The organism is Streptomyces sp. NPDC002935, assembly GCF_040611295.1.
Taxonomy (GTDB): domain Bacteria; phylum Actinomycetota; class Actinomycetes; order Streptomycetales; family Streptomycetaceae; genus Streptomyces.
The window spans coordinates 25717-37344 of sequence record NZ_JBEXNW010000060.1 but is presented as its reverse complement, the minus strand read 5'-3'; the positions used below and the strand labels follow the sequence as shown (position 1 = coordinate 37344).

Below are 11628 nucleotides of genomic sequence, written 5' to 3'. Positions count from 1 at the left end.
ACGTGTACAGCGCCGAGCGGGACCAGTCGTGCGCACTCGGCCTCAAGCGCGGCGAGGCGCTCCTAGCGCGTTCCGGTCCTCGTCTCCGCTCACGCGGCTCGGTACGCCTCCGTCAGCCGGGCCACCGCCTGCGCGTAGTGGCCGGTCAGCAGGAGATGGTCCGCGTCCGCGAAGGGCTTCGCGGACGCCGCGGTGACCGACGAACCGATCTTCTGCTGGACGAGCAGACGGGCCTTCGTCACGGCCGTGCGGGCCACCTCGTCGGCGCCGGACCGCTCCGCAGCCGAGGCCACCAGGGCGAGCGTCCGGAGGGTGGCGGTGCCACCGCCCGGTGCCTTCGTGAGCGTCGTCAGACCCCATCCGTACGGGAACTGCGGGTCGTAGGACGCGTCACCGACGTTGATCGGCAGCTGGGACTCCGCCTTGGGCCAGGTGACGGGGAGCTGCCCGGTGAAGGCGCGCCTGCCGTACAAGACGTCCGCGACGCCGTCGCCCTCCGTGCCCGGCAGCCAGGAGGCCACGAGGGCGTCGACGGCGCCGAGGCGGTCGCCGATGAGCTGGGGACGGCCCGAGACGACCAGCACCGCGCACTTCATGGCCGCGCAGACCTTGTCGACGGCGGCCTTGTCGGCCGCGGTCAGCTCCAGGTCGTTGCCGTTGCCCACATCGCCGACTCCCTCCGCGTAAGGGGTCTCGCCGACGACGACCACACCGACGTCGTACCCGCCGGTCGGGGCGGAGGCGTCCTGGGAGTACGTGACGTCACCGCCTGCCTTCCGCATGCCCTGGAGGATCGTCGTGCCGTCGGTGTGGCTGCCCGACGCACCCTGCCAGGTGATGGTCCAGCCACCGGTCTGGTTGCCGAGGTCATCGGCGTTCGAACCGGCGACGTACACCTTCTGCGACTTCTTCAGCGGCAGGACGCCGTCCGCGTTCTTCAGCAGGACCTGCGACTCGGCCGCCGCCTGACGGGCCACGGCCCGGTGCGCTGCCGAGCCGATCTCCGAAGCGCCGCTCGTGTCCGCGTACGGCTTCTCGAAGAGGCCCAGCTCGAACTTCTGGGTCAGGATGCGCGACACGGCGTCGTCGATCCGCTGCCCGCTGACGCGGCCGGCGCTCGCCTCGTCCATGAGGGTCGTACGGAAGTCCTTGTACGAGTACGGCACCATCATCATGTCGACGCCCGCGTTGACCGAGGTGCGGACGTGGGAGGCGTAGTCGCCGGGGAGCTGGTCGATGGCGTTCCAGTCACTGATCACGAAGCCGTCGAAGCCCATCCGGCCCTTGAGCACGCCGTTGATCATGTCGGCGCGGGCGTGCATCTTCACCGGGCCCTGGCCGTCGCCGACGATGTCGAGCGAGGAGTACGACGGCATGACCGAGCCGATACCCCGGTCGACGGCCGTCTGGTACGGGGCCAGATGCACGGCCTCCAGCTGCTGCCGGGTGACCTTGGTGACGCCCTGGTCGATGGTGTACGAGCCCGTCGTGGACGTTCCGTACCCGGTGCCGCCGTCGCCGACGAAGTGCTTGGCGGTGGCGAGGACCTTGTCGTCGTCCTTCAGGTCCTTGCCGTCACGGGCGCCCTGGAGGCCCTGGATGACCGTCTCCATGGACTTGACGAGCGCCGGGTCCTCGCCGAAGGACTCGTAGGAGCGGCCCCAGCGTTCGTCGCGGGTCACGCACAGGCAGGGGGCGAAGTCCCAGGGGATGCCGGTGGCGCGGACCTCGGACGCGGTCACCGCGCCCGTCCGCTCCGCCAGTCGGGGGTCGCGGGTGGCGCCGATGCCGATGTTGTGGGGCATGAGGGTCGCGCCGGCGAGGTTGTTGTGGCCGTGCACCGCGTCCACGCCGTAGATCAGCGGGATCTGGAGGCGGGTGGCCTGCGTCCGGAGCTGGTAGCCGTCGATCATCTTCGCCCAGGCCGCGGCGGTGTTGGGCGTCGGCGTGGAGCCGCCGCCGGAGAGGAGCGAGCCGAGGTCGTAGGAGGCGATGTCACCGCCCGTGCCGATGGCGCCGCGCTCGGCCTGGGTCATCTGCCCGGCCTTCTCCGCCAGGGACATCCGGGAGACGAGGTCGGCGACCCGCTTCTTCACGGGCAGTTTCGGGTCCAGGTACGGGAGTCCGTGGGCGTCGATGACGACCTGCGGGGTCTCGGCGGGGGCCTTGGCGCCCGTCACCGTGAGCTTGAGCGGGATCGTCTCGGCCGCTTCGGCGGACCGGTCGCGCAGGGTCGCGATCTTGATGGTGCGGCTCGTACCGGAGGTCGTGCCCGCCGGGAAGGTGACCTCGCCCTTGACCGGGGTGTAGTCCTTGCCCGGCTCGGCGGTGCCTCCCGTGCTCTCGTAGGCGACGGTCACGGGCTCGTCGATCGGGGCGGCGCCGGTGGTGGCCACGGAGACCTTCACCGCGGCTGTGCCCCCCTCCTTCACCGGGTGGACGGCGGCGTCGGTGGTGACGGAGGCGCGCAGGGACTGGTCGGCACGGCCGTACAACTCGACGTCGTCCAGGGCGAACCGCCCCTGGACGCCGACCGGGAGCGTCACGGCGTAGCCCCACATCTGCGTCAGGCCGAGGACCTGGTCGATACCGCCGACCGGCTGATAGTCCGTGCGATAGGTGAAGTCGGTGAAGGGGATCTCGATCTGTTTCCAGCCGGTGAAGTCGTCGGTGAAGGAAGTCGTCCACAGCTCGGAGGCCTCGCCGTTGGCGCCGCCGTCCTTGATCTCGAAAGCGATCTTCTTGCCGTTGGCGCGGCCGTCCCACCAGAAGCGGATGCCCTTGTGCGCGGACCAGTCGTGGGCCGGCTCACCCGCGGCGAAGTCGTGGGTGAACCCGCCGTAACCGCTGATGTCGTAGTCGCCGGTGAGGACTTTGGCGCCCTCGGGCGCGTCGGACCGTTCGGTCAGGGCGAGTTCGGGCGGATCGTCGCTGTCGCTGCCCCAGGTGAAGATGCCGTCGGCGGGCTGGCTCGCGAAGGGCACCTCCCCCTCGAAGCGGTCCACCGGGACGGGTGCGGGATCGTCGGCCACCGCCGTTCCCGCCGATGCGAGCGGAAGCAGTCCGGCGATCAGTGCGGCACCGGCCAGCAGAGCGGTTCTTCGTACGGAATTCCGATCGAGCCTGCTCATGGGGTCCCCCCTCGACTCTCACGTTGCTCTGACGACATATTTCGTCTTACGACTTAGATCACGGCGTGAGTTAACTGGGGCCCCGGCAACCCGTCAAGACTTCACGTCAGAACCGGTACACACCCAAGTCGCGGCCGGAACAGGGAAGTTGTTCCTTCAGATTGTGAACGCGCAACCCCTTGACGTGGGTTCGCAGCCGTCATTTACTCACGCCTCGCACGCCTCCCCACCCCCACCTCCAGAAGGGCGGCGCTCCATGAGGAGATCCACCAGGAGATCCACTCGGGCGGTCCGGTTGATCGTCGCCGGGCTGCTCACCACCGCGGGATTCACGGCGGCCGCGCCCGCGCACGCCGCGGGCGAACAGCTCACCGCCTATCTGACGACGACGGACGACGACGGCGGACGCCATGTCGTCCGCGGGCTCCAGGCCCAGGCGCCGTTCGCCTTCCAGTCGGGCAGCGGCGGCAGCGGCGAGAACATCACCGTCGACGAGAACACCCGGTACCAGACCTTCACCGGCGGGGGCGCCTCCTTCACCGACACCGCGGCCTGGCTGATGAACAGCAGCGGCGCGCTGTCGCAGAGCACGCGTGACGCGACGATGCGCAAGCTGTTCTCGCCGACGGACGGGATCGGGCTGTCGTTCCTGCGCAACCCGATGGGCGCCTCGGACCTCGCGCGCTACGGCTACACCTACGACGACGTGCCCGCCGGGCAGAGCGACCCGAATCTGGCGCAGTTCTCCATCGCGCACGACCTGGCCGACGTGGTACCGCTGACCAAGCAGGCGCTCCAGCTCAACCCCTCCCTGACGGTGATGGCCTCGCCCTGGACGGCACCCGCCTGGATGAAGGACAGCGGGCAGCTCAACGGCGGCTGGCTGAAGTCCGAGGACTACGGCGCGTACGCCTCGTACTTCGTGAAGTACCTTCAGGCGTACCGGGATCAGAACGTCCCCGTCTCGTACGTCACCGTCCAGAACGAGCCGACCTGCTGCTCGGGCTATCCGTCGATGAGCTGGAACGCCTCGGGGCTGGCCTACTTCACCAAGAGCGAGCTGCTGCCCAAGCTCCAGACGGCCGGGCTGTCCACCAAGGTGCTCGCCCACGACTGGAACTGGGACGTGTACGACTCGTACGCCGCGCAGACCGTCGACGACGCGGCGGTCCGCTCGCATCCGAACTTCAGCGGGATCGCCTGGCACGGGTACGGCGGCGACATCGCCAAGCAGACGAGCGTGCACAACCAGTACCCGGGCCTGGACGCCTTCGGAACCGAGCACTCCGGCGGCACCTGGATCGCCAACCAGCAGCGCGAGGACATGCTCAACATCGTCGACTACACCCGGAACTGGGCGAAGTCGGTGACCAAGTGGTCGCTCGCCGTGGACCAGAACCGGGGTCCGCACAACGGCGGCTGCGGCACCTGCTCCGGGCTCATCACCGTGCACAACGGGGACGGGGCGAGCGGGACCGTCGACTACACGGTCGAGTACTACACGATGGGCCATCTGACGAAGTTCGTCCGGCCCGGCGCGCAGCGCATCGCCTCCACGGCGTCGTCGGCCGTCCCGAACGTCGCCTGGCGCAACCCGGACGGATCGAAGGCGCTGATCGCCTACAACGACGGCTCGGCCGCGAAGTCCGTCACCATCAACTGGGGTGCGCAGCACGCGACCTACTCACTGCCGGGCAAGACGTCGGCGACGTTCACGTGGTCCGGGACGCAGTCGGGCGGCGGCAGCCAGTCGGGGGCGTTCGTCGGGCTGGCCGGCAAGTGCCTGGATGTGGCGGGCGGTTCGAGCGCCAACGGCACGGCGGTGCAGCTCTACGACTGCAACGGGTCGGCCGCGCAGGCCTGGACGGTGCAGGCCGACGGATCGGTGCGCTCGCTCGGGAAGTGCCTCGACGTCACGTCGGGGTCGACGGCCGATGGCGCGAAGGTGCAGCTCTACGACTGCAACGGGTCGGGCGCACAGCGGTGGTCGTACAACTCCTCGACGGGTGACGTGGTCAACACCGCGGCGAACAAGTGCCTCGACGCGACCGGCAACTCGTCGGCGAACGGGGCGCGGGCACAGATCTGGTCGTGCACGGGGGCCGCCAATCAGAAGTGGCATCTGCAGTAGCCACCCGCCCCGGCACTCCGGAGGGGCCGGAAGACGGTGAACGCCGGAGGGGCTTGCTTCCCCGCCCCTCCGGCGTTCACCGTCGGCCCGGTCGGCCCCCTCCGGCGTCCGGGACGATTACGCGGCGGGTTCCACCCCGGCCCGCAGCAGCCCGTAGGTGTACGCGTCCTCCAGTGCCTGCCAGGACGCGGCGATGACGTTCTCCGCCACGCCGACCGTGGACCACTCCCCCGTGCCGTCGGAGGTGGAGATGAGGACGCGGGTGGTGGAGGACGTGCCGTGCTTGCCCTCCAGGATGCGGACCTTGTAGTCGACCAGCTCCAGCTTGGCGAGCTGGGGGTAGATCGTCTCCAGGGCTACGCGCAGGGCGCGGTCGAGGGCGTTGACCGGGCCGTTGCCCTCGGCGGTGGCGACGATGCGCTCGCCCTTGGCGAAGAGCTTGACCGTGGCCTCGTTGGCGTGGCTGCCGTCGGGGCGGTCCTCGACGATGGCCCGCCAGGACTCGACCTCGAAGTACGTACGGGCCTTGCCCTCGGCCTCGGCGCGCAGCAGGAGTTCAAAGCTCGCGTCGGCGGCCTCGTACGTGTAGCCCTTGAGCTCGCGCTCCTTGACCCGCTCGACGACACGGCCGACCAGTTCGCGGTCGTCGCTGATGTCGACGCCGAGTTCCTTGCCCTTCAGCTCGATCGAGGCCCGGCCCGCCATGTCGGAGACCAGCATCCGCATGGTGTTGCCGACCTGCTCGGGGTCGATGTGCTGGTACAGGTCCGGGTCGACCTTGATCGCGGAGGCGTGCAGGCCCGCCTTGTGGGCGAACGCCGACACTCCCACGTACGGCTGATGGGTGGAGGGCGTGAGGTTGACGACCTCCGCGATCGCGTGCGAGATCCTGGTCATCTCCCGCAGCGCGCCTTCGGGGAGCACCTTCTTGCCGTACTTCAGCTCCAGGGCGGCGACGACGGGGAACAGGTTGGAGTTGCCGACCCGCTCGCCGTAGCCGTTGGCCGTGCACTGGACGTGGGTGGCGCCCGCGTCGACGGCCGCCAGGGTGTTGGCGACGGCGCAGCCGGTGTCGTCCTGGGCGTGGATTCCGAGCCGGGCGCCCGTGTCCGCGAGGACGGTGGCGACCACGGCCTGGACCTGCGCCGGGAGCATCCCGCCGTTGGTGTCGCACAGGACCACGACGTCGGCGCCGGCCTCCGCGGCGGCAGTGACGACCGCCTTGGCGTACCCCGGGTTCGCGCGGTAGCCGTCGAAGAAGTGCTCGCAGTCGACGAAGACGCGGCGGCCCTGGGAACGCAGATAGGAGACGGTGTCGCGGACCATCTCCAGGTTCTCGTCGAGCGTGGTGCGCAGAGCGAGCTCGACGTGCCGGTCGTGGGACTTGGCGACCAGGGTGATCACCGCGGCCCCCGAGTCCAGGAGTGCCTTGACCTGCGGGTCCTCCGAGGCCTTGGCACCGGCCCGGCGGGTCGCTCCGAAGGCCACGAGCTGGGCGTGCTTGAAGTCGATCTCCTGCTGGGCGCGGGCGAAGAACTCGGTGTCGCGCGGGTTGGCGCCGGGCCACCCGCCCTCGATGAAGCCAACCCCGAAGTCGTCCAGGTGCCGCGTGATGGCCAGCTTGTCCGCCACGGTGAGGTTGATGCCCTCGCGCTGCGCGCCGTCGCGCAGCGTCGTGTCGAAGACGTGGAAAGCATCGTCGAGTGCGCTGGTTTCCGTCATGGTCTCAAGGCTCCTGTATTGAATCTCGGTCTACCGGAATGACCGGCTCCACCGTCCCCCAATGATCCCTCGCGCTGCGCTCCCGGCTGAAGGTGGGCCAGAAATGCGAAAAACCCCTCGCGGGTGCGAGAGGTCTGCGCGCGGGTCGAGAACGACGGTGTCCGCCCGTACCTGGTCGTACGTGGCGGTCACTGCGGACCGGCGCGCCTGCTGCCAATAATCGTGGCGAACGAGAGCACGGGGGCAGTCTGGCACATACCGCCCCGTGCTCACGGGGTGTCTCAGGATGCGAGCACTGGGCTACGTCATCAGCACGGACGTACGAGGAACTCGGTCAGCAGGCCGTGCCCGCGGGGTGCCGTCGGCGGCGGTGGCCTGCGGACGCCGTTCAGCCCAGTGCCTCGTCGAGGAACTCCCGTACGTGGGACAGGATCCGGCCACGGTCGGTGCCGCGCAGCCCGATCGCCACATGGATGGAGAAGCCGTCGAGCAGGGCGCGCAGCCGGGCGGCGAAACGGTCCGGGTCGACGGCGCGGAACTCGCCGCGCGAGACGCCCTCGGCGAGCAGCGCAACGAGGTCCCGGTGCCAGGCGCCCTCGATGGCGACCTGCCGTTCGCGGGCGTCGTCGTCCGCGTTCTGGGAATGGTTCCAGACCTCCAGCCAGAGCGTCCAGTGCGGGTCGCGGTGCCCGTCGGGGACGTACAGGTCGACATAGGCGTCGAGGCGCTCGCGGGCGGTTCCGCGGGCGGCGAGCAGCCGGCCGCGCTCGACGCCGAGGCGGCCCTCGCTCCACTCCAGGGTGCGCAGCAGCAGCTCGTCCTTGGAGCGGAAGTAGTAGAGGAGGTGCCCGCTGCTCATGCCGACCTCACGGCCGAGTGCCGCCATGGTGAGCTTCTCCAGACCGCGCTCGGCGATCATCTCCATGGCGACGGCGAGGACCTCCTCGCGCGGTGGCGCGTTCTTTCGCGCACCGGCCATCCGTGACTCCCGTTTTTCAGACCTTCGGCTGCTGCTGGGTGACGCAGTGGATGCCACCGCCGCCCGCGAAGATCGTACGTGCGTCCACCAGCGTCACGGTCCGTTCGGGGAAGAGCCGGCGGAAGATGCCCGCCGCGATCTCGTCGCGCGGGTCGTCGAAGCCGCAGAGGACGACGCCGCCGTTGCAGAGGTAGTGGTTGATGTAGGAGTAGTCGGCCCAGTGGCCGTCGGCCTCCAGGACCGTCGGGGCGGGGACCTCGACGACCTCGATCCGGCGGCCGCGCGCGTCGGTCTGCGCCCTGAGCAGCCCGACGACCTCCTGGCTCACCTCGTGGTCGGGGTGCGCCGGGTCCTGCTGGGAGTGCGCGACGATCACGCCGGGGCGGGCGAAGGCGGCGACGATGTCGACGTGGCCGAGGGTGCCGAAGCCGTACGGGGGGTAGTCGCCGGTCAGGCCGCGCGGCAGCCAGATCGCCTTCCGGGTGCCGAGCTGGGCGTGGATCTCCGCCTCGACCTGCTCGCGGGTCCAGCCGGGGTTGCGCTCCGGTCCGAGCTGGACGGTCTCGGTGAGCAGCACGGTGCCCTCGCCGTCGACGTGGATCGCGCCGCCCTCGTTGACCAGCCGCGAGGCGTACCTCTTGGCTCCCGCGAGGTCCGCGACCTCGGCGCCCATCTTCGCGTCGTGCTCCCAGCGGGCCCAGTCCTGGGCGCCCCAGCCGTTGAACGTCCAGTCCACGGCGGCGAGTCCGCCGTGCCCGTCGGTGAGGAAGGTGGGGCCGCTGTCGCGCATCCAGGCGTCGTCGAGTTCCCGCTCGACGGTGTCGATGCCGGGGCCGAGGAGTGCGGCGGCCGCTGCGGACTGGCCGGGACCGCACACCACGGTGACCGGTTCGAAGCGGCGGACCGCGCGGGCCACGGTCGCCCAGGCCGCGCGCGACGCGGCGAGGTCGTCCGGGTTGTCGAAGGTGGGGTTGGGGCCCGGCCACGCCATCCAGGTGCGCTCGTGCGGGGTCCACTCGGCAGGCATACGGAATCCTTCGGCGGCAGCAGACATGGGTGATCCTTAGAGGCTGTGTCGATTACAGGAAATACAGACGGTTGAGGGAGACCGAGTCGGCGGGCTCGGAGCGCAGCGGGTCGCCGTCGAGGGTGACCAGGCCGCTGCGCTGGTCGACGTCGACCTCTCCGGTACGGGAGTTGAGGCGCAGGTCGGCGGGTCCGATGCCACGGGTGCCGCGAACCGCCACGCGGCGACGGCGGGTCGGCATGGTGTCGTTGCCCTGGTCCAGCGCCGCCTGTGCGACGAAGGCCACCGAGATCTCGGCGGGGGTCGCGCCGTGCGCCCCGAACTGCGGCCCGAGGACCAGGGGTTCGCAGGTGTCGGTGGCGGCATTGGGGTCGCCGACGACTCCGTAGGCCGGGAAACCGGACTTCAGGACGAGCTGGGGCTTGGCGCCGAAGTACTCGGGGCGCCACAGCACGATGTCGGCGAGCTTGCCCACCTCGATGGAGCCGACCTCGTGGGCGAGGCCGTGGGCGATGGCCGGGTTGATGGTGAGCTTGGCCATGTAGCGCAGGACGCGTTCGTTGTCGTGGTCCTCGGGCGCTCCGAACTGGGCCTTCATCTTCCCGGCCATGGCGAAGGTGCGGCGCACGGTCTCGCCGGCCCGGCCCATGCCCTGGGCGTCCGAGGAGGTGATGCCGATGGCGCCCAGGTCGTGCAGCACGTCCTCGGCGCCCATGGTCCCGGCGCGGATGCGGTCGCGGGCCATGGCGGCGTCGCCGGGCAGGTCGGTCTTCAGGTCGTGGACGGAGACGATCATGCCGTAGTGCTCGGCGACCGCGTCCCGGCCGAAGGGCAGGGTCGGGTTGGTGGACGAGCCGATGACGTTCGGGACGCCCGCCATCTTCAGGACGTTGGGCACATGGCCGCCGCCGCAGCCCTCGATGTGGAAGGCGTGGATGGTGCGTCCTTCGAGCACCGCCAGGGTGTCCTCGACCGACAGGCACTCGTTCAACCCGTCGCTGTGCAGGGCCACTTGGACGTCGTGCTCCTCGGCGACGCGCAGCGCGGTGTCGAGCGCGCGGGTGTGGGCGCCCATGTCCTCGTGGACCTTGAAGCCGCTCGCGCCGCCCTCGGCCAGCGCCTCGATCAGCGGTGCGCCGTCGGAGGACGAACCCCGGCCCAGGAAGCCGATGTTGACCGGCCAGGCGTCGAAGGCACCGAAGGCGTGCCGCAGCGCCCAGGGCGAGTTGACGCCGACGCCCCACACCGGCCCGAACTCCTGGCCGATGATCGTCGTCACGCCGGAGGCCAGCGAGGCTTCCATGATGCGCGGCGAGAGCAGGTGGACGTGGGTGTCGACGGCTCCGGCGGTGGCGATGAGGCCCTCGCCGGAGACGATGGACGTGCCGGTGCCGACCACGACGTCGACGCCGTCGAGGGTGTCGGGGTTGCCGGCCCGCCCGATCGAGCAGATGCGGCCCTCGCGGATGCCGATGGACACCTTCCGGATGCCCTGGACCGCGTCGATCACCACCACGTTGCTGATGACGACGTCGCAGGTGTCCCGGACGGCGGCGGCCTTGAGGTGCAGTCCGTCGCGGGCGGTCTTGCCGAATCCGGCGAGGAACTCGTCGCCGTGGAGCTGGGCGTCGGACTCGACCCGGATGGTCAGCCCGGAGTCGCCGAGCCGGACCCGGTCACCGGCCCGGGGCCCGTGGGTGGCGGCGTAGGCGTGGGGATCGATGCTCATCGGCCCGTTCCTTCGGCTCCGGGGTGTCCGCCGGCACCTTCGACGTCGAGGTGTCCGCCGACGCCTTCGGCTCCGGGGTGTCCGCCGGCTCCATCAGCTCCGAGGTATCCGCAGGCGGCGGCCCTGCGCAGGGCCTCTTCCCTGGCTCCGGGCGCGTCCAGGGGTCCGTCGACCAGACCGGCGAAGCCGATCGCGATCCGCTCGCCCCCGATCGGCACGAATCCGACCTCGGCGCTCTCGCCGGGGCCGAAGCGGACGGAGGACCCCGCGGGCACGGCGAGCCGCATCCCGTAGGCGGCCGCGCGATCGAAGTCGAGCCGCGGGTTGGCCTCGAAGAAGTGGAAGTGGGAGGTGACGGAGACGGGCACGGTCGCGGTGTTGGTGACCGTCAGCCGCAGGACCGCGGCGGGCTCGGTGTGCGCGGCCCCCGGCAGCAGTGCGCCCGGGGCGCGGTCGCCGAGTCCGCCGCCGATGGGGTCGGAGACGACCGCGAGCCGGGAGCCGTCGTCGAAGACGGCCTCGACGTGCACCTCGGTGACGATGTCCGCGACGCCGGGCAGGACGTCGTCGGGGCCGAGGACGGACCGGGCCGCCTCGATGGCCTCGGCCAGCCGCCCGCCGTCGCGGGCGGCCTCGCAGACGGTGTCCGCGATCAGGGCGGTCGCCTCCGGCACGTTGAGGCGCAGTCCGCGCGCCTTGCGGGCCCGGGCCAGCTCGGCGGCCGAGAACAGCAGCAGTCGGTCACGCTCCGTGGGGGTGAGTCTCACGCCACGACACCTCCTTGCCTTCCTCCAGTTAGAGCATCACTCTAAACGTCGGATTCATGGAAGGGAAACATTGACGGGCAAGCGTTGAAGACGCCACATTGAGCGTCGCTCTAACTCTTGGTGCTTCCCGCACCACTCCAGG

At 70.4% G+C, this 11628-nt stretch carries 7 protein-coding genes; 1 reads left to right on the top strand and 6 read right to left on the bottom strand.

Going from position 1 to position 11628, the window contains the following annotated elements:
- Positions 1-89: 89 nt before the first annotated feature.
- A complete protein-coding gene (locus ABZX90_RS42255) occupies positions 90-3131 on the bottom strand; it encodes a glycoside hydrolase family 3 N-terminal domain-containing protein (protein ID WP_355213554.1) in 3042 nt (1013 codons plus the stop codon).
- A gap of 256 nt (positions 3132-3387) precedes the next feature.
- On the opposite strand from ABZX90_RS42255, the gene ABZX90_RS42250 reads away from it, so the two are divergent.
- Positions 3388-5262, top strand: a complete 1875-nt coding sequence (locus ABZX90_RS42250) for a ricin-type beta-trefoil lectin domain protein (protein ID WP_355213553.1) — start codon at positions 3388-3390, stop codon at positions 5260-5262.
- 117 nt (positions 5263-5379) lie between these two features.
- Here ABZX90_RS42250 and cimA read toward each other — a convergent pair whose 3' ends face one another.
- The 5 genes from cimA to ureA all read right to left on the bottom strand — a co-directional run bounded on the left by cimA (position 5380) and on the right by ureA (position 11486).
- Positions 5380-6984 carry a citramalate synthase gene (gene cimA / locus ABZX90_RS42245; RefSeq protein WP_351133993.1) on the bottom strand — a complete coding sequence of 535 codons (1605 nt, stop codon included), beginning with the start codon at positions 6982-6984 and terminating at the stop codon, positions 5380-5382.
- Between the two features lie 388 nt (positions 6985-7372).
- Positions 7373-7963, bottom strand: coding sequence for a TetR/AcrR family transcriptional regulator (locus ABZX90_RS42240; protein ID WP_351133996.1), 591 nt, complete (start codon positions 7961-7963; stop codon positions 7373-7375).
- Between the two features lie 16 nt (positions 7964-7979).
- On the bottom strand, positions 7980-9017 hold the full coding sequence (locus tag ABZX90_RS42235; protein ID WP_355213552.1) for an agmatine deiminase family protein: 1038 nt from the start codon (positions 9015-9017) through the stop codon (positions 7980-7982).
- A gap of 25 nt (positions 9018-9042) precedes the next feature.
- The gene (locus ABZX90_RS42230; RefSeq protein ID WP_355213551.1) at positions 9043-10719 is read right to left on the bottom strand and encodes an urease subunit alpha; all 1677 of its coding nucleotides are present in this window, start codon (positions 10717-10719) and stop codon (positions 9043-9045) included.
- A complete protein-coding gene (gene ureA, locus ABZX90_RS42225; protein WP_355213550.1) occupies positions 10716-11486 on the bottom strand; it encodes an urease subunit gamma in 771 nt (256 codons plus the stop codon). The genes ABZX90_RS42230 and ureA overlap by 4 nt, the downstream gene beginning before the upstream one ends.
- Positions 11487-11628 lie beyond the last annotated feature (142 nt).

Coding starts and splice junctions, on each gene's coding strand:
- ABZX90_RS42255 (WP_355213554.1), bottom strand. CDS start 3,131: ATGAGCAGGCTCGATCGGAATTCCGTACGAAGAACCGCTCTGCTGGCC.
- ABZX90_RS42250 (WP_355213553.1), top strand. CDS start 3,388: ATGAGGAGATCCACCAGGAGATCCACTCGGGCGGTCCGGTTGATCGTC.
- cimA (WP_351133993.1), bottom strand. CDS start 6,984: ATGACGGAAACCAGCGCACTCGACGATGCTTTCCACGTCTTCGACACG.
- ABZX90_RS42240 (WP_351133996.1), bottom strand. CDS start 7,963: ATGGCCGGTGCGCGAAAGAACGCGCCACCGCGCGAGGAGGTCCTCGCC.
- ABZX90_RS42235 (WP_355213552.1), bottom strand. CDS start 9,017: ATGTCTGCTGCCGCCGAAGGATTCCGTATGCCTGCCGAGTGGACCCCG.
- ABZX90_RS42230 (WP_355213551.1), bottom strand. CDS start 10,719: ATGAGCATCGATCCCCACGCCTACGCCGCCACCCACGGGCCCCGGGCC.